Source organism: Dietzia sp. DQ11-38-2, from assembly GCF_014145055.1.
In the GTDB taxonomy this organism is placed as follows: Bacteria; Actinomycetota; Actinomycetes; order Mycobacteriales; family Mycobacteriaceae; genus Dietzia.
Genome location: NZ_JAALDW010000528.1, coordinates 187 through 18,227, shown reverse-complemented (window position 1 = coordinate 18,227; position 18,041 = coordinate 187). Strand labels below are relative to the sequence as shown.

The 18,041-nt window shown below is 69.9% G+C and carries 16 protein-coding genes; 8 read left to right on the top strand and 8 right to left on the bottom strand.

From position 1 onward, the window contains the following. The 5 genes from G6026_RS16740 to G6026_RS16720 all read right to left on the bottom strand — a co-directional run. On the bottom strand, positions 1 to 613 hold a 613-nt coding region (locus G6026_RS16740; RefSeq protein WP_182613831.1), incomplete at its 3' end, for an SGNH/GDSL hydrolase family protein. Beyond that, on the bottom strand, positions 610 to 1,968 hold the full coding sequence (locus G6026_RS16735; RefSeq protein WP_107756857.1) for a hypothetical protein: 1,359 nt from the start codon (positions 1,966 to 1,968) through the stop codon (positions 610 to 612). The genes G6026_RS16740 and G6026_RS16735, both read right to left, overlap by 4 nt. Then, positions 1,965 to 4,205, bottom strand: a complete 2,241-nt coding sequence (locus G6026_RS16730) for an AAA family ATPase (protein ID WP_182613830.1) — start codon at positions 4,203 to 4,205, stop codon at positions 1,965 to 1,967. Before G6026_RS16730 ends, G6026_RS16735 begins: the two co-directional genes overlap by 4 nt. A 91-nt stretch (positions 4,206 to 4,296) precedes the next feature. After that, positions 4,297 to 4,794: a transcription elongation factor GreA gene (gene greA, locus G6026_RS16725; protein ID WP_017835774.1), complete on the bottom strand. Its 498-nt coding sequence runs from the start codon at positions 4,792 to 4,794 to the stop codon at positions 4,297 to 4,299. A gap of 122 nt (positions 4,795 to 4,916) precedes the next feature. Next, positions 4,917 to 5,369: a DUF4307 domain-containing protein gene (locus G6026_RS16720; protein WP_182613829.1), complete on the bottom strand. Its 453-nt coding sequence runs from the start codon at positions 5,367 to 5,369 to the stop codon at positions 4,917 to 4,919. A gap of 135 nt (positions 5,370 to 5,504) precedes the next feature. On the opposite strand from G6026_RS16720, the gene mca reads away from it, so the two are divergent. The 7 genes from mca to G6026_RS16685 all read left to right on the top strand — a co-directional run bounded on the left by mca (position 5,505) and on the right by G6026_RS16685 (position 14,395). Next, a complete protein-coding gene (gene mca, locus G6026_RS16715; protein ID WP_182613828.1) occupies positions 5,505 to 6,428 on the top strand; it encodes a mycothiol conjugate amidase Mca in 924 nt (307 codons plus the stop codon). Between the two features lie 44 nt (positions 6,429 to 6,472). Beyond that, on the top strand, positions 6,473 to 6,739 hold the full coding sequence (locus G6026_RS16710; protein ID WP_107758150.1) for a hypothetical protein: 267 nt from the start codon (positions 6,473 to 6,475) through the stop codon (positions 6,737 to 6,739). 98 nt (positions 6,740 to 6,837) lie between these two features. Further along, positions 6,838 to 8,757 carry a hypothetical protein gene (locus G6026_RS16705; RefSeq protein WP_182613826.1) on the top strand — a complete coding sequence of 640 codons (1,920 nt, stop codon included), beginning with the start codon at positions 6,838 to 6,840 and terminating at the stop codon, positions 8,755 to 8,757. Beyond that, positions 8,754 to 10,094, top strand: a complete 1,341-nt coding sequence (locus G6026_RS16700; RefSeq protein WP_182613825.1) for a hypothetical protein — start codon at positions 8,754 to 8,756, stop codon at positions 10,092 to 10,094. Before G6026_RS16705 ends, G6026_RS16700 begins: the two co-directional genes overlap by 4 nt. Positions 10,095 to 10,135: 41 nt before the next feature. Beyond that, a complete protein-coding gene (locus tag G6026_RS16695; RefSeq protein ID WP_107758149.1) occupies positions 10,136 to 11,545 on the top strand; it encodes a glycosyltransferase in 1,410 nt (469 codons plus the stop codon). Between the two features lie 55 nt (positions 11,546 to 11,600). Further along, a complete protein-coding gene (locus tag G6026_RS16690) occupies positions 11,601 to 13,229 on the top strand; it encodes a glycosyltransferase family 39 protein (RefSeq protein ID WP_182613824.1) in 1,629 nt (542 codons plus the stop codon). Positions 13,230 to 13,342: 113 nt separating this feature from the next. Further along, complete coding sequence (locus G6026_RS16685; protein WP_107756852.1) at positions 13,343 to 14,395, top strand: beta-mannosidase; 1,053 nt, start codon at positions 13,343 to 13,345, stop codon at positions 14,393 to 14,395. A 15-nt stretch (positions 14,396 to 14,410) separates the two neighbouring features. Here the strand turns inward: G6026_RS16685 and G6026_RS16680 are convergent, their stop codons facing one another. Further along, on the bottom strand, positions 14,411 to 15,112 hold the full coding sequence (locus G6026_RS16680) for a CE1759 family FMN reductase (protein WP_107756851.1): 702 nt from the start codon (positions 15,110 to 15,112) through the stop codon (positions 14,411 to 14,413). Continuing rightward, on the bottom strand, positions 15,109 to 16,359 hold the full coding sequence (locus G6026_RS16675) for an LLM class flavin-dependent oxidoreductase (RefSeq protein WP_182613823.1): 1,251 nt from the start codon (positions 16,357 to 16,359) through the stop codon (positions 15,109 to 15,111). Before G6026_RS16675 ends, G6026_RS16680 begins: the two co-directional genes overlap by 4 nt. Positions 16,360 to 16,549: 190 nt before the next feature. On the opposite strand from G6026_RS16675, the gene G6026_RS17925 reads away from it, so the two are divergent. After that, positions 16,550 to 17,575, top strand: a complete 1,026-nt coding sequence (locus tag G6026_RS17925) for a nuclease-related domain-containing protein (protein ID WP_309230362.1) — start codon at positions 16,550 to 16,552, stop codon at positions 17,573 to 17,575. Positions 17,576 to 17,592: 17 nt separating this feature from the next. On the opposite strand, the gene G6026_RS16665 is transcribed toward G6026_RS17925, so the two are convergent. Next, on the bottom strand, positions 17,593 to 18,041 hold a 449-nt coding region (locus G6026_RS16665; protein WP_182613822.1), incomplete at its 5' end, for an HNH endonuclease signature motif containing protein.

Genomic DNA, 18,041 nt, shown 5'->3' with positions numbered 1-18,041 from the left:
CCATGACCGATCGCAGTGGCTGCGGGACGGGCTTGATGGTCCCGAGGTCGGGGCAGGTGCCCACCACCACGTGGGACCCGCCCCCTCGCAGCGCCTCGACGGCCTCACCCACCCGTCGCGCCGACGGGCCGATCGCGTTGCGGGCCGTGATGTCGTTGCCGCCGATGAGGATCACCGAGATGTCGGGATCGCCGTGTGCGATCTGCATGGCCTCGACCTGGCCCGCGAGACCTTTGGAGGTGGCACCGACGATCGCCTTGATGCTCAACCGCACGTTCCACCCCGCCTCCTCCGCCAAGCCGCGGGCGAGGAGGACGCCGGGCAGCTCGCCGGGGGAATCCGCGCCCAGGCCGGCCGCGAGCGAGTCGCCGAAGATCACCATGTGGACATCGCACGTCATGCCGGGGCGCCACGGCTCGGCGGTGACGGCCCCGGGGCGATAGAGGCCGTCGCCGTCGAAGGGGCGGGAGGTGGGTTTGGGGATCACCCGCCGGGCGGTTCTGGCCTGCTGGGCCAGGAGTTCGTACGCGCCCCGGTAGGCGCCGACCGTGCCCACGGCCACCAGAGCGAGGTTGACGACGATCTTGCGCGCCGGATCATCTGCGTCGGTCATCTGGCGTGGCGTCTCCCTCCGGTGCGGTGGCGTGCGGTGCCGCGTGCCGCGAGCTCGCGGGCCTGCTGTGACAGTTCGACGATAGTCCTGCGCGCCTCGGCGGGCCCCATCGAGAGATCGACCGGGTACTCGACGATCGAGATATCGGTGTGCACTATCCGCCGCGGTTGCGGTGCGTCGTCGCGGCGCTGGGCCGGATAGACGAGGAAGGCACGGTCCACCCCGAGTGCGGTGCAGGCCGCGAGCAGGCGGTAGTGCTCGGCGGCGCGGGCCCGGCGGTCGGTGGGATACGTGGGGACGAAGGTGGTGACGGGTCGGCCCTCGACCTCGTACACCAGCCCGGTCCGCACCGAGATGTGGTCGCCTTCCGACTCGGGAGCGCTGTGGCGACCGCGCCCATCGGCGGAGTCCTCTCCGGATCCGCCCTCGACCCCGGAGCGCCCCTCCGGCGTGCTCTCCTCGATCCCGGAGTCGAGGTGGACGACCGGGTTGTGCAGCACCCGGCCCCCACAGCCGTCGAGGGCCGCGGTCAGTTCGGCCTCGACGAAACGCTCGAACAGCTCCGGCATCTCGGTGACGAACGCGGCCGACGCCGCGTGACCGTCCTCCACCTCGACGGAGATGCGGCGCACGATCCGGTCGGCCAGGGCGAGCGCGTTCTGGAACCGGGCGTTGAGACGGGTCCGCGTCCAGGCGGGGACCGGGGCGCCCTGGCCGATGAGCGTGGCGTCCGCGAGCCGCGCGTCCACCATCGCCAACCGTCGCCGGGTGGCGTCGGGCAGGTCGGGCAGGAACTGCAGACGGTGCGCGGCCGTGCGCAGGATGCGGTTCTCGGCGATGTCCGGGGTGAACTCCGAGTAGGTGACCTCCAGGGGGATGGTCATTCCCGGGTGGCGGCGGATCTGGTCCCCAAGGCGGATACGTCCGCGCACGGTGGTCAGTGCCTCGTCGACCCTGCGGTACCCGCGCAGCAGCCCCGACGACAGGGCCTGATGCGCCAACGCGGCCATGGATTCGGCCACGGAGACCCACAGCTCGTCGTCGTCCCTCGCCTGGACGGCGGACGGGAGGAACGCCGACTCGGCCGCGTGGTCGAGCAGGAAGAACAACTGCGTCAGGCCGAGGTTGGCCGCGGGCAGGACTCTCACGGCCAGGCCCTCGACGCGGACCGAGCCGACGCTGCCGCACGGGATCAGCCGCCAGGTGTCGCGGCCGGCGGGCAGTACCTCGACCAACCCGGTCTGCGACAGGTGCTGAGCGCCCTCCCAGCTCAGGGTGACGAGCCGGCCGCGTCTGTCGAACTCGTCGAACTCGATGGTCTCCGACGCCGCGGAGCCCGCCGAGGGGGAGGTCACGCCCGGCCGATCTTCCGACGCAGTGTGGCGAGCCCGAAGCGCTCGTGGACCTCGGCTCGCGACAGGCGCCCGTAGTAGTGCTCCTCGAGCAGCGGGAGCAGGTCGTACCGCCAGATCGCCTCGAGCCCGCCTGGGTCGGTGGCCCGGTCCTTCATGAAGTACGACGGACCGATGCGCAGGTCGCGGTCCGAGTCGTCGATCTCCGAGTTGAGCGCCTCCAGCAGGTCGGCGGGCTCGGTGGTCTCGCCGCGGGCCTCGAGGTGCCGCCGCAGCACCCCCGCGACGGGCGGGGTGTCCGGGTGGAGTTCCATGAACGCGAACCGCCGCCGGATCGCCGCGTCGACCATGGCGATCGACCGGTCGGCGGTGTTCATGGTGCCGATGATGAACAGGTTGCGCGGCAGCCGGAACGAGGTGTCGGGACTGTACTGGGGCAGGACCGTGCGGTCGCGGTACTCGAGCAGGAAGTACATCTCGCCGAACACCCGCGCCAGGTCGGCCCGGTTCATCTCGTCGATGATGAGGAAACTCGGGTGCTCCCGGCCGGAATCCGACGTCGCGCGCGCGGCCTGGCGGCGCAGCGGGCCGGCCTGAAGGGCGAAGCCGGGCTGGCCCGATTCGGTGAGGGTGGGACGGTAGCCCTCGAAGAAGTCCTCGTAGGCGTAGCTGGGGTGGAACTGGACGAGCTGCACGCGGCTCGGGTCGTCGGCGCCGGCGAGGAAGCGGGCGAGTTCCTGCGCGAGGTAGGTCTTGCCGGTGCCGGGGGGCCCGTAGAAGACGATCTGTTGCCGCTCCTGCAGGGTGTCCACGATCTCCTGCAGCTCCCTGCGCGGCATGTGCAGGCTGTCGGCGAGCTCGTCGGTGATGTCGGGGAGGGTGGGAACCGTTCCCGCGCCCGGGGCCTCGGCCACCTGGGACTCGGCGGAGTGCCGGCCTGGGTGCATGGCGGCGAGCAGGGCGTCCAGGCCGTCGGTGAGGTCCACGACCGTGCCGGGCTCCCCGATCAACTCGGAGAGCGGGCTGGGGAGGGTGTCCAGGTCGAGCGTGACCGAGTGCCACCTCACCGAGCGCTCGAGTTGCTGGCCACCGTCGTCGACGTAGCCCAGGTCGTCGGTGAGGGTGCCCAGGTGCAGTTTGGCGTCGGCGACCGTGGCCACCACGTCCTGGGGGCTCATCCGGGACAGGAAGGTGTGCAGCTCGGCCGTGAGCTGGAACCGCGCCTGGTAGTCCAGGTGCGGATAGCCCTGCTCGACGGCCTGGGACACCTCGAGCCGACTGGCGTGCGCGGGGATGCGGGGCAGGTGTGAGGCGGGCAGCGCGATCCGGTTCTGCGCGACCCACTGCCCGGCCTGGCCGACGCCGCCACGTCCGGGCCGGACCAGCCACGCGCGGCGGGAGTGGTCGTCGCGGTGGCGCTGCCACTGGTTGGCGATCGCGCCGCGGTACCAGTCGACGGGTTGCCCGAGTTGGGCGGTGAGGGTCTCGGCGATGCGGTGCAGGTCCTGGTCGATGTCCAGCTCGTCGATCCCGGACGGGCCGCCGATCAGTTCGGCGAAGGCGTCGCGGATCCGCGTCTTGTGCTCGTGCTTGACGACCGGCTGGAAGTACCCGGGCCAGGCGAGGTACTGCAGGCTGTAGCGGATGGCCCGCCAGTCCCCGGGCGTCGAGCGGGCGGCGCGCTGGAACTCCCACGGGTCCGTGAGCGCCGCGTCCCGCTCGGCCGACTCCAACTCGGCCCAGTGGACGATGAACGTACACAACCACCGCAGGTGTTCGCGCATCTGGACGTTGAACCCCAGGCCACCGGTCAACGGGCCCTTCTCGCCGAGCGCCTCGTCGAGCGCCTCGGGGATCGTCGGCGCGTCGTCCACCCAGGACAGGACGTCCCGGATCCGCCCCCGCTTGAGGCGCGCGGTGACCGTGGACAGGGGCAGCTGCTGGATGTACAGGAGCTCGGCGGCCAGCAGCACCACCGGACGCGGGGCGCCCTCCAACTGGTCGTGGAGCGCCTGCATCACGGGGGAGCGGGTGGAGCCCCCGGAGTCCTCGTCGGTGTGCTCGTCGGCGTCACCGTCCAGGCGCCGGACCAGCTCCTCCGCGACCTCGGGCGTCCAGGTGTAGAGCTCGTCGTCGAACGGTGACTGCCCGGTGCGCAGCGCCGGTCCCAGGACCTGCTCGGCCGCCGCCTCGATCTTCGGTGCGGGGCCCAGAGGCCTGTCATGGGAACCGTCTGTCACGTGGGACTCCTGCTACGCCGGCGCGGGAACGGGCTGGTCGACCCGGGCCCGATGGACGTCAAGAACCTACCACCGGGCCCGTCGTGGCCGGTCAGCTCTGGTACGGCTCCGCGGTCACGATCGTCACGGAGACGGACTTGCCATTGGGGGTCGTGTACTCGCGGCTCTCGCCGACCTTCGCGCCCAGGATCGCGCGGCCCAGGGGGGAGTCGGGGGAGTAGATCTCGAGGTCGTCCTTGCCCGAGCCCTCACCGCGGGTGCCCACGAGGAACGTCTCCTTGGTGTCCTCGTCCCCGTTGTAGTACGCGCGGACGACGGAGCCCACCAGCGCGACGCCGGTCTCCGTGGGGGTCTCGCCGACCTGGGCGGTGGCCAGCAGATCGTCGAGCTGCCGGATCCGGGCCTCCTCCTGGCCCTGCTGCTCGCGTGCGGCGTGGTACCCGGCGTTCTCCTTGAGGTCGCCCTCCTCCCGCCGCTCGTTGATCTCGGCGGCGATGACCGGGCGGTTGGCGATCAGCGCCTCCTTCTCGGCCATGAGGCGGTCGTACGAATCCTGGGTCAACCAGTAGCCCTGGGTGTCGTTCGCCATGAGAGCGCACTCCAATCTGTTCGTGTGTGTGCTGCTGTACGAAAAACACGGCCCCGCGAAAGGAGCCGTGCTGATAGGACGATGCTAACACAGCGGTGACCTGCTGCGGGGCCGGAGAAGCCCTACCTGCGCAGGTAGTCCGGGATGTCGTCGCCGCAGCCGTAGGCGTCGGCCACGAACGCGCGGGCCGAGGTCGCGATGGACATGTCGACCTGGATCGCGCTGTTCGCGGACGGGGGCACGTAGACCTCCCGCCGGCCGACCTCGCCCTTGGTCTGGTCCTGGGCGCGGACGATGCAGTACGCGGCCGTCCCGGGGTCGTCGCGGGTGACGGTCATCACCACGTCGGTCCGACCGTCGTCGACGACCGTCACGCCGATCACCTCGGCGGAGATCGTGGGGGTGGAGCTGAGCCGGTACCCGGCGACGGCGCCGGCCACCACGAGGGCTCCCACGAGCAGGACCAGGAATCCCGCGACCACCTTGCCCGTCACGCCGGATCCGGTGTCGTCGTACCGCCCGGCCGGCGGGGTCCCTGCCGCCTGTGGCGCCACGTCCGACCTCGGCTCACTCATGGTCCCAAGGGTATCCGGGGGCGGGCGACCGGCCTCCCCGGGGGCACCGGTGCCCGGTGTGTCCATAGAATGGCCCCTCACGATCAGAATGGGTCATCCCCGATCCCCGAGCTCTGAAGAACGGCAGGTGCGACGATGGCCGGTCTCCGGCTGATGGCGGTGCACGCCCACCCCGACGACGAGGCGTCCAAGGGCTCCGCGACCATGGCCAAGTACGTGGCCCAGGGCGTCACCGTGCTGGTGGAGACATGTACCGGCGGCGAGCGTGGCAGCATCCTCAACCCTGCGATGGACCGCCCCGACGTCGTGGCCGACCTCGTTCGTGTGCGGCGCCGGGAGATGGCGCGCGCGGCCGACATCCTCGGCGTCGAGCACCACTGGCTGGGCTACGAGGACTCGGGTCTGCCCGAGGGTGACCCGTTGCCGCCGTTGCCTCCCGGATGCTTCGCCCTTGCCGACGACGACGAGGTCACCCGCTCCCTGGTCGCCCGGATCCGGGAGTTCCGCCCGCACGTGATGATCACCTACGACGAGAACGGCGGGTACCCGCACCCGGATCACCTGAAGGTGCACTCGGCGTCGATGGCCGCCTACGAGGCCGCCGCGGACCCCGCCCGCTATCCGGGGACCGGCGAGCCGTGGGCGGTGGCCAAGGTCTACTACACCCACGGTTTCCCCAAGAGCCGTCTGGAACTGCTCGACGAGGAGTTGTTCGCGCGCGACGGCGTCCGGCACTTCGCCGAGTTCCTCTCCCGCTGGGGAGACCGTCCCGACATCATGGAGCGGGTGACCACCCGGGTGGAGTGCGCCGACTACTTCGAGCAACGCAATTCCGCGCTGTTGGCCCACGCCACGCAGATCGACCCCAACGGCTGGTTCTTCGCGGCCCCGGTCGAGATGCAGCAGCGGGTGTGGCCCACCGAGGAGTTCGAACTCGCGGCAAGCCGGGTGGCCGTACCGGTGCGAGCTGAGGGAGAATACGAGTCAGACCTGTTCGAGGGCGTCGACCCGTACGTCCCGCTGCCGGTCGGACCGAGCACAGCGAAGGACCCGCGATGATCACTCTGGGACCGGACGTCCAGATCCTGGCGCACCAGGCGGTGATGGTCTTCGCACAGCACCAGTCGCCGGGCACCCCGGGGTACAACGACCACCCGATGGGGCCGGAGTTCGGCAAGGCCTCGCCGATCGGGATCCCGGTGGTCCTGCTGCTGCTGGTGGCCACCGTGCTGCTGATCCGCAACATGAACAAGCACATCAAGAACCTGCCCGAGACCTTCGACACCGATCATCCCGAGCCCGACCAGCTGGCCGACGAGGGCACGGACCGTGCGGGCGTCGAGGGGGGCGCACCCGCCGACCCTCGCTGATCGTCCCTGCGGCCTACCGCCTCTGAGAGCAGAGAGTGGGTGTACGGCTCGGCCGGATCCCAGGTCACGAGCCCGGGCGCCCGGTAGGGTCATGAGCCGTGTCCGCGCCCCCCGCACTTCGTGTTTCCGCCTGCCTCCTGCTCGCCGTCGCCCTCGCCGCCCCGACCCCGGCCGGTGCCCAGACCGTCATAGACGGACCCAGACTCGGGGTCGCGCAGGTGCTCCGGTTTCCTGATCGGAGCGCCGAGGTCGCGGTCCCGATCCCGGTCCCCGAGGGTCTGAGTCCCAGGACGATGAGCACGACGGTGCAGCTCCCGGTGGACCTCGACCGGGGGCATCTCGAGGCGTGGTCAGGTGGCCTGCTACTGGCCCGGGAGGAGCTGAGATCGGACGCCGAGTTCGAGCGTCTCACCATTCCGCTCGATCGCGGGCGGGTGCGCAACGGCGTACTGAACCTCACCCTGCGGACCGTCCTGCACTCCCGCGGAGAGGCCTGTCCGGACTGGGGCGACCGGTCTCTGGAGCTGCGTGACACCGAGGTGGACTTCGCCGGCGAGCCCGAGGCGCCCCGGGTGCTGGCCGACTTCGTCCCCCCGGTCCTGGAACGCGTGGAGATCTACCTCCCGGACGAGCCGACCCGCGCCGAGTCGGAGGCCGCTGCCCAGTTGGCGCTCCTCGCGTCGTCGAGGTTCGGGCGGACGGGTCTGGAGATCGAGGTGCTCCCTGCGTCGGGGTCCAGGGCTCCGGATGCCTCGCCCTTCACCCGTCGGGCGGAGATCCGTGAAGCCGACGAGTCCCGGATCGACCTGACCGACGACGCCGTCCCCACCGTGGTGGTCACAGGCGACTCCGCCGCCCTGGGGCGCCAGATGCGGTCGGTGACGAGCGACCTGTGGTCGCTGGCCGTCGCGGGTTCGGCCACCCTCGATACGCCTCTCCCGGCGCCCCGCGCCCTGGTGACCGAGGCGACCCTCGACGAGCTCGGACCGGGTTCGCGGTCCGCGCGGTCGGTGGGGTCGGTCTCGGCGAGCTTCGGGCTCGACCAGACCAGCCTCGGGCAGGTGACCGGGGACGTGACCGTAGATCTGGTCGGGTCCTATTCGCCGCCACCGTCCGACCGCAGCGGGCTGATCGTGGTGTCGGCCGGTCAGACCGTGCTGGAGTCGTGGACCGCCGATCAGTCCGGGATCATCGACCGCACGGTGACCGTTCCCGCCGGTGCGCTGAACCGGTACACCGACATCACCGTCTCCCTCCAGACCTCCGGCGCGGGCGCGGCCTGTGGAGTCCTACAACCGTTGACCCTGATCATCGACGGGGCGACCCGGGTCCGTCTGTCCGAACCCGCCTCACCGGCACCGGCCGGGTTCGGGTCCCTCCCGCAGGCGCTCCTACCCCGTCTGCAGGTGGCCACCGGCAGCGGATCGCTGGAGGACACCGCGCGGGCCGTGCGGATCCTCGCCGAACTACAGGCGCTGTCCGCCACGCCGCTGCTGCCCGAATGGGTGAGCCCGGAGACCCTCCTGGACGGCAACGTCCCCGGATTACTGGTGACGTCCGGGTCCGCCCCGTCCGATGTCGACCTGCCCCTGACTCTGACCGGCGGTCGCACGCTGGAGGTGGTGGGAGCGCAGGACGATCAGCCCGCGACGTTGCGGTTCTACGAGGACGTCGACTTCGCGTCGATGCAGGTGGTCCAGGACGGTGATCGAGCGCTCCTGGTGGCCTCGTCCAGTTCGGGTTCGGCGGAGCTCGACCGCACGCTGGAGTGGTTGGACGACGAGCCGGGTCGATGGTCGATGTTGGCCGGAAACGTCCTGTTCACCGCTCCGGACAGGGAGCCGATCGAACTGTCCACGGTCGAGGCGATCGATGGGGACGCGAGTCAGGAGGAGGAGGGAACCGACGGCGTCCGCACCGCACTGCTCGTCGGTCTGGTGATCACGCTGGCGGGGGCGGCGGTCGCCGGGCTCGTCTGGGCGGCCTCTCGTCGCCGTCGGGTCCGCCCGCGGCGGTGAAACCCGCCCAGGCTCTCCCCGGCGCTCTCGGTGAGGGAGCGGATCACGTCGCGAGGTGGGCGCTGCTCGTCGTGCTCGCCGCCGCCGGGTTCTGGCGGACGTGGGCGAGGATCGCAGGGGAGGTGACGGCCGGCTCCGGTAGCGAGGTGTTCCTCGCCGCCCCCGTCGGTGCCGTGCTCACCGCCGTGGCCTTGCACCTGAGGCGGCGCCCGGAGTTGCCGATCCACGACCGGCAGAGCGACAAGATCGCGGGGACGATCGTCCTGGCCATCGCGCTGATGATCGAGTGGCTCGTGCTGCCCCGGTACACGGAGACCTATGTCCTGTTGCACCTGGACTTCATCGCCGCCTGGATGTTCCTCCTGGGTGGATCGGTGTTCTTCTTCGGGACGCGCCGCACCTTCCGGTACTGGCCGTCCTGGCTGCTCCTCACCGTCGCGACTCCGGGTGCGTTGCGCCTGGCGGTGTTCGCCTTGGGTGGAGGCTGGGGGGCGGAGGCGGTGGTCATGGTGCTGGTGGTCTCCGTGGGGCCGCTGGCGATCCTCGGGCCGCCGGCACTCCGCCGCCTCCGCGGGGCCGGTGCGGCGGAGGACCGGCGGTCGGGTGGTTCACCCCTGCCCTCGTTGGTGGTCTCTCCACGTGAGGCCTGGCGCAGCGCACCTCTGGTGATCGTCGTGGCCGTGCTCCTCTCCCTCGCGCCGCTGCCGGCGGGGATCGATGAACGACTGTCCCCGGGGCCCGGTGCCCTGAACGGGGCAGGTCAGATCCTCCCCGCGGGATGGGAGGAGGTCGACAGGATCGACTACCCGTGGGCCGAGCGGATGTTCGGGCCGTCAGCCACTCTGGAGCGTCAGATGATCAGGGCGACGCGCGTCCGGGCCGACTGGGACGAGCTCCTGCGCCCCAGGGTGGCGGCGGTGCAGACATTGACCGTCGGTGATCCGGGGGTTCTCGAGGTGTTCCCGTTGGAGATGATGTTCGATCTCAGTTCGGCACGGATCAGTCCGCCCCGGCCGGTACCACTCAACCGGGGCGTCTCCGCGCGGTACCGGACGGTGATCGACGACGAGAACCTCCTCACCTGGAGCGTGATGTCGTTCGTCTGGACACGGGCGGGGGACAGGATCCAACGTGTCACGCTCATCACCGTGGACAACCACGAGTTCGACGCCGAGTTCCCGCCGGCCGTTCCCGGCTCGCGGTCGTTCTCGCGCCTGCTCAGCCTGGCGCTGCGCGGAGCGGGTGCGGTCACCGACACCAATTCGCAGGAGAAGGATCTCGATATGCTGACCGAGCTCGCGACCGACCTCGTGGAGGCGCAGTGGACGGACGGGTAGATCCGGAGCCGGCGACCCCCGAGACCGCCGACCCGGACGACATTCGCAGCGAGGCGGCCCTCCACGACGCCGTGCACGGATTGTTCGAACGCGACCCGTCCGCCTCGGCGGCGGTGCCGTTCGTGCCGTGGCAGAAGTGGGCAGGACTCACCGGGGTCGCCGTGGTGGTCCTCGCCCTGGTCGTGGCCACCACCCCGACCCTCATCGCGTTGACGGCGGTGAGTACCGCCGTCTACCTCATCACGCTCGCCGACCGGCTCCTCCTCCTCGGCCGCGGGCTGGCGCGGGAGTCGATCCTGCACGTGGAGGACGACCGCGCCCTGGCCGTGCCGGACTCCGACCTGCCCACGTACTCGGTGCTGGTGCCCGCCTACAACGAGCCGGAGGTGATCGGCGACCTCATCGACGCCGTGAGCTCCATCGACTACCCGGCCGACAAGCTGGAGGTGTTGTTGCTGCTCGAGGCCGACGACGACGTGACGATCGACGCGGCGGAGGCCGCCGGTCTGGGCGAGGTGTGCCGGATCCTGCGGATCCCCCCGGCCGATCCCCGCACCAAGCCCAAGGCGTGCAACTACGCGTTGCACTACGCCACCGGGGAGATCATCACGATCTTCGACGCCGAGGACCGCCCCGATCCCCTCCAACTCCGGCGCGTGGCGGTGGCCTTCGCCGATCTCGACGACGAGGTGGTGTGCGTCCAGGCCAAGCTCGCGTTCCACAACGGGTCGCAGAACATGCTCACGGCGTGGTTCACCGCCGACTACGCGCTGTGGTTCAACTTCCTCCTACCCGGTCTGATGAAGTCCAGCTCGCCCATCCCGCTGGGGGGCACGTCGAACCACATCAAGGCCGACGTGCTGTCCGAGATCGGCGCGTGGGATCCGTACAACGTCACCGAGGACGCCGACCTGGGTGTGCGGATCGCCGCCCGCGGACACCGGACGGCCGTGCTCGACTCCACCACCCTGGAGGAGGCCAACCCTGACCCGATCAACTGGATAAGGCAGCGTTCTCGCTGGTACAAGGGGTACCTGCAGACCTGGCTGGTGCACATGCGTCATCCGGTCACGCTGTGGCGCACCCTCGGCACGGTGAGCATGTTCCGCTTCACGACCCTGCTGGCCGGGACCCCCGTGATCGCCTGCCTCAACATGGTGTTCTGGCTCGTGACCCTGTCCTGGATACTCGGCCAACCGGCCGTCATCGAGCAGGTCTTCCCCGCCTACGTGTACTTCCCCGCGTTGATCTGCCTGGTGCTCGGCAACTCGACGATCCTCTACTCGAACTTCATCGCCTGCCGGGAGACCGGCAACGCGGCGCTGTGGTGGGCGTGTCTGACGGTCCCGCTCTACTGGGTGCTCATGTCGATCGCCGCGATCAAGGGCACCTATCAGCTCTTCGCCAACCCCTCCTACTGGGAGAAGACCGTGCACGGGTTGGCGTCATGAGGGGGGTCGGCGTCATGAATCGACCGCCGGTCGGCATCACGCTGGGACCGGCCTCGTGAGATCCCGTCCCGTCGCCGTCTTCTGCGCGTTCACGCTGCTGTACCTGGCGGTGGGGCTCTACCTCTCCCTCGGTGCCAACTACCTGCAGGGCGACGCGTTGAGTCGCGTGGCCGACACGCGGGCCGCGCTGCTGTCCAGAGACCCGCATCTGGCGGCCATCGGCTTCATCTTCACCCCGCTCACCGCGCTCGCCCAGCTCCCGCTCGTCAGTCTGTCCGGGTGGTTCCCGGGTCTCACCAGATGGAGCCTGACCGCGGTGGCGGTGAGCGCGCCGGCGATGGCGGCCGCGGTCACCCAGATCCACGCACTCGCGGGGGAACGCCAGTGCCCGGCCTGGTTCACCTGGGGGGTCACCCTGGTCTTCGGATTGCATCCGATGATCGTGTACTACGGGGCGAACGGCATGAGCGAGGCCCTGTTCGTCTTCTTCGTGGTGTGGGCCGTGCGCCGCCTCGTCCGGTGGATGACCACGGACGACGTCCACGATCTGATGGTGGCCGGCTTCGCGCTGGGGATGTCCTACCTGGCCCGCTACGACGCACTGGCCGCCTCGGGCGCTGCAACCCTCGTCGTCGTGGTGGTGTCATACCGGCGCAGCCGCAGGACCGAGACGGCGATCCTCGACGGCGTGATCCTCGCCGCGCCCACCGCACTGGCGTTCCTCGTGTGGGCGGCGACCAGCTGGCTGGTGACCGGCAGTGCGCTCGCGCAGTTCTCCTCGCGCTACGGCAACGCCGCGATCCTCGAGCAGTCCGGAGGGGGTTCCACCGGGGGGCTGTCGGCCCTCGGGTTCTCGGCGGCCGAGATCGTCGCGCTCGCCCCGGCACTCGGTGTGGTCCTGCTGGTGTGCGTGGTGCTGTCGGTGCGCCGCCGGGATCCTGAACCGCTGGCCGCCGTGGTCCTCGTGGCGGTGCTGGGCTTCGCGGTGTTCACCTACCTGCGCGGCATGACGTTCCCGTTCCTGCGGTTCTATATCAGCGCGATACCCCTGATCGTCGTGCTGGCGGTGTTCTGCGTCCCGCGCGGGGGTGTCATGACCACCCGGCGGCCCGGCCCCCGGGCGACCGCGAGAACACAGGACCAGCTCGCGGGCGGGCGCCTCGTCCCGACGGGAATGCTCATCCTCCTCGCGGCGGGAGTCCCGTTCAGTGCAGTGGCCATGGCCTCCCCGACACTGTCCCAGGAGCAGCACGCGCTACACGCGGTGATCCTGCCCGAGTCGGGGAACAGGCCCCCGGAGCTCAGGATGCAGCAGGAGGCGATCGTCGCATCGTTCGACACCGAACGACGACTCGCCGACTACCTGGACTCCCTCGACCTGCCCGAGGGGGCGGTCATCATGGACACGGTCCACGGCTTCCCGATCATCGCCTCCACCACCAGGCCCGAACAGTTCGTCATCCCCTCGGATCGCGACTTCGTCGAGATCCTCAACGACCCGGCGGCCAACGGTGTCCAGTTCCTGCTGACGGTGCCCGCCGAGGGGCGTGGCACCTCCGACGCGCTCAACCTCCGCTATCCGACCGTCCACGAGAACGGGGCCCAGCTCGGCAGCCTGGAGTTCGAGGTGGTCAACTCCGGTAGCGACCGCCCGACCTGGAGACTGTGGCGGGTGTACGAGTAGTCCGCGGCGCGCCGCGCACCGGCTGGAAAGGGCCGCGCGGACGGCCGGAACCGCGCCGGACACCGTCGCCGGGATCCGGTGGTGGTCCGGGAACCGTCGACTATTGTCAGCTCATGAAGAACTCTGCCATCGTCGGGGTGCTGGTGCTCGTCCTGACGCTGGCCTGCGCGGCGCCGCCGGATTCACGATCGCAGGCGCAGCCACATCGCGCGACGGTCTCCGGGGGAGAGCTCCACCTCGACGGCCAACCCTGGTGGCCGACCGGCCTCAACGCCTATCAGTTGGCGACGGACTGGAGCGTCAACCGGGGATGCGGCGCGATGGTCGACCTCGACGCGTACTTCGGTTCACTTCCGGACGGTGCCGCCACGCGATTCAACGTCTTTCAACAGCTCGCCGTGAACAAGTTCACCGGGGCCCTGGACTTCGCCCCGATCGACGCGGTCTTCGCCGCCGCGGAGCGCCACGATCAGATGGTGATCCCGGTTCTCGTGGGCCAGGACGGCGCCTGCGAGGACGAGCAGTACAAGGACCGCGACTGGTACCTGGACGGCTGGGAACAACCCACGGCGATGCCACTGAGCTACCGAGACTGGGTCACGACCGCGGTCGAACGGTGGTCGGGCTCGCCGGTGATCGCGGCCTGGGAGCCGATCGGGGAGCCCGAGACCGCGGTATGCGGAACGGCCGACTGCCACTGGCAGTACCGGACCTGCCCGGCGGACTCCGCGCAGGTTCTGCGTGAGTGGACCGACGAGGTCGGGCAGCTGATCCGGGACCGCGACCCCGGCCGACTCATCACCGCCGGCCTCCTGGGCGGGGACCAGTGCGGGCTGGTGGCCGATGGGTACAGACTCATCGCCGAATCCCCGTACGTCGACGTGCTCCAGTATCACGACTACGACAACGCGGGATTCTTGCCACTGCGCCTCGCGCAGACCGACAAGCCGCTAGTGGTCACCGAGCTCGGGATCGCTGCGGGGTCCTGCCTGGCCCTCGAGGATCGTGCGGTCCTCATCGGGGAGCGCATCGACGACTACGAGGCAATGGGTGCGGCAGGGGCCATGCTGTGGGCGTTCGTCCCGGACCCCAGGCCGGGCGAGTGCACGTACGACATCGGCCCGGAGGACCCCATCAGGGCGCTGCCCCAGATCGCGCGGAACTAGCTCGTCCGCCCCGGGTCAGGTCGCCCCACCGAGCAGATCGCCCATCGGGACGAAGTCGCCGAACTCGTCGTCGTCGTTCCTCCGGCCCCGGCCCGCATCCGAACGGGTCGGCGCCACCGCACCGGGGGCGACCCCGGCGAACCGCAGCATGTAGTCGGCCAGTTCCGTGCCGACGCGCTGCGCGCGCGTGGACAGCGACTCGCCCTCGCCACCCGGGGCGACCGCCCCGAAATCCTCGGACGCCGCGAACACCGAGGTCGGCACCACGTCGGCCTTGAGATAGGCGAACATCGGTCGCAGTGCGAAGTCGATCGCCAGCGAGTGCCGGACGGTGCCACCGGTCGCCCCCAGTGCCACCGGGACGCCGGCCAGCGTTCCGGGGTCGATCACGTCGAAGAAGGACTTGAAGAGGCCCGAGAACGACTGGTTATAGGTGGGCGTCACCGCGATCACCCCGTCCGCGCGGCCGATCTCCTCGAGGGCCGCGCGCAAGGTGTCACCGGGGAACCGGGTGAGCGTGGCGTCGACGACCTCGTGGGCGAGCCCCCGGACCTCAAGAACCGCCACGTCGACGTCCTGACCGTGACGCGTCAGGGCCTCACGGGTGGCCGAGGTCAGCCGGTCGGCCAGCATCCTGGTACTCGACGGCACCGAGGTGCCAGCCGAGACCACGACCAGCCGCAGCGGGCGGGCGTCGGGCGAGTGAGTGGGGGTCACTTGCTGCTCCTTCCGGCCGGTGCCTGCGCGAGACGGGACTCGGTGCGACGGGCGCGCGCCAGGGACTGCTCTTGCGCGCGCTGTCCGCCCTCGACCGTCAGGCCGGTCCAGTTGTCCCCGGTGCCGAACCGGTAGGCGTCCGAGTAGGCGGGCTCGCCCTCGGCGGCCAGTGCGGCGTCGCGTGCTGCGACCCGGGCTGCGTGGGTCGGTCCGTCCGGCACGTGGGCCGGCCGCTTCGCGTCGAGTTCCCGGCGCAGGACCGGCACGATCTCGGTGCCGAGGATCTCGATCTGCTCCATGACGGTCTTGCGGGGCAGTCCGGCGTGATCGATGAGGAACATCTGGCGTTGGTAGTCGCCGACGTGCTCGCGCATGGTCAGGTAGCGGTCGATGACCTGCTGCGGGGAGCCCACGGTCAGCGGGGTCTGGGCGGTGAAGTCCTCGAGCGACGGGCCGTGGCCGTACACCGGTGCGTTGTCGAAGTAGGGGCGGAACTCGTCCACGGCGTCCTGGCTGTTGGGGCGTGCGAAGAACTGACCGCCCAGGCCCACGATCGCCTGATCCGCGGAACCGTGGCCATAGTGCTCGTAGCGGCGGCGGTAGAGCTCGACCATCTGCTTGGTGTGGCTGATCGGCCAGAAGATGTTGTTGTGGAAGAACCCGTCACCGTAGTAGGCGGCCTGCTCCGCGATCTGCGGCGAGCGTATCGACCCGTGCCAGACGAAGGGTGCGACCCCGTCGAGGGGGCGCGGGGTTGAGGTGAACTGCTGGAGGGCGGTCCGGAACTTGCCCTCCCACTCCACCACGTCCTCGTGCCACAGGCGGTGGAGCAACTCGTAGTTCTCTATCGCCAGCGGCAGTCCCTGCCGGATGTCCTGGCCGAACCACGGGTAGACCGGTCCGGTGTTGCCACGCCCCATCGTCAGGTCGACCCGGCCCCCGGCCAGGTGCTGGAGCATGGCGTAATCCTCGGCGATCTTCACCGGGTCATTGGTGGTGATGAGCGTCGTGGCGGTGGACAGGATGATGTCCGAGGTCTGCCCCGCGATGTAGCCGAGGGTGGTGGTGGGGGAGGACGTTACGAAGGGCGGGTTGTGGTGCTCTCCCAGCGCGAAGACGTCCAGGCCCACCTGCTCGGCCTGAATCGCGTACTCGACTACCGCTTCGAGGCGCTCGTGCTCGGTGGCCACCTGCCCGGTGTGCGGGTCAGGGGTGATGTCGGCGATGGAGAAGATCCCGAACTGCATGATCGCGAGCCTTTCAGTCTGTTGGGGCGTTCCCTCTGGTTGATGCGTTCCATCCTAACTTGCTGACATGTCAAACAACAGGGGGGTGCCGAGTATTCCGTATCACTCGCGGGGCTTGACGAATCGCGCGTTCCGCCACGAGGTGGGGCGTCGGGGTGTGAGGATTCGACGACTGTCAACAGGAGGCGCCGTGACCGAGTGGATCGTTCGAAGGTGGGTCCGTTTCGGCCACGACAGGCTCTACGCCGCGACCCCGGGCGGAACCGACCTGGGATACCTCGATCTCGCCACCGGCCGCTACCACTCCGACGACCTCAGCAACCTGCCGCTGTTGCGCAAGGCGATCGAGGACCACATGGGCGCCCGGCGGCACGGCGGGTCGGTACGAGAGCCGAACCGGCAACCTCAGGGGAACGCTTCGCCGACGGCGTCTCCAGCCGGGACCCCGGTGGCGCCACCGACGCTCCCGACACCGCTTTCCCCGACACCGCTGGCACAGTCGCCGGGGCCGGTCGCGGCGACTGCCCCGGTTCCGCCTCCGGCCACAGCGCCGCCCCTGACCACAGCGCCGTCAACCCGATCCGGGCTGAGGTGGCACGATCTTTCGGACACTCGTGCGGGGGCGGCCGCCCGCGAGCGGGCACTCGCCGAACGGGAGGCGCAGGGGATGGTGCGCCACATGTTCGCCCGGGTCTTCGATGCGAAGACGGACGAGCGCGCGTGGCGCATCGGTGCGGATGGTGAGCAGGCGGTCGGTGATCAGCTGGCCGCACTGGATGCTCGGTGGAGAATCCTGCACGCCGTGCGCGTGGGGGAGCGGGGTGCCGATATCGACCACGTGGTGATCGGACCGGGCGGCGTGTTCACCGTGAACTCCAAGAATCACCCCAAAGCCTCGATCTGGGTGGGCGGCGACACCTTCATGGTCAATGGCAGTCGGGTTCCGTACATCCGCAACAGTCGGCATGAGGCGAGGCGCGCATCCCGTCTGCTGGCGGAGCATGTCGGCTTCCCGGTGCCGGTCACCGGGGTGATCGCGGTGGTGGGAGCGCGCCGGGGATTCACCGTGAAGAACCAGCCGATAGATGGCGCTGTGACGGTGGTGACCAGGCGCGGCATCAGGCGATATCTCACATCGCAGCCGCAGCGACTGGGATTGCGCGAGATCGACGCGATCCACGAGGTCGCCAGACGATCCACGACATGGCATCGCTGAACCCGAGCAGGACCCTGTCAGGCGGGGTGGGGGCGGTGGGCGCCGGGTGGGTTGGTGAGGTGGCCGTCGTCGGTGATGAGGCGGTCGAGGTGGTGGCGCCATCGGTGGTCGAGGATCCGGTCTCGGGCCTGTGCCAGGGGGCCGTGTGGGGTGGTGCGGTGTTCGTGTCCGGTTTCGGTGATGATGGTCAGTTCGCCCAGGGGTCCGGGCCGGTAGGCGCAGTGGCCGAAGGTCTTCTCGCGGTGGTGCTTGCGGCACAGGCAGATCAGGTTCCATTCGGCGGTGGGTCCGCCGAGTTCGGGACGCTGGTGGTCGAAGGCGATGACGTGGTCGATCTCGCAGTCGTGGGCGTCGACCGTGCACCCGGGGTGGCGGCAGGTGCCGTCGCGTAGCCGGATCCGTTCGGCCAGGGCGGGAGTGATGAAGTACTTGAGCACCGCGTCGGGCAGGTCGAGCACTCCGGGTT

Excerpts from the sequence above, each read along its gene's own strand:
- greA (WP_017835774.1), bottom strand. The coding sequence starts at position 4,794 with ATGGCGAACGACACCCAGGGCTACTGGTTGACCCAGGATTCGTACGAC.
- G6026_RS16720 (WP_182613829.1), bottom strand. The coding sequence starts at position 5,369 with ATGAGTGAGCCGAGGTCGGACGTGGCGCCACAGGCGGCAGGGACCCCG.
- mca (WP_182613828.1), top strand. The coding sequence starts at position 5,505 with ATGGCCGGTCTCCGGCTGATGGCGGTGCACGCCCACCCCGACGACGAG.
- G6026_RS16710 (WP_107758150.1), top strand. The coding sequence starts at position 6,473 with ATGGTCTTCGCACAGCACCAGTCGCCGGGCACCCCGGGGTACAACGAC.
- G6026_RS16685 (WP_107756852.1), top strand. The coding sequence starts at position 13,343 with ATGAAGAACTCTGCCATCGTCGGGGTGCTGGTGCTCGTCCTGACGCTG.
- G6026_RS16675 (WP_182613823.1), bottom strand. The coding sequence starts at position 16,359 with ATGCAGTTCGGGATCTTCTCCATCGCCGACATCACCCCTGACCCGCAC.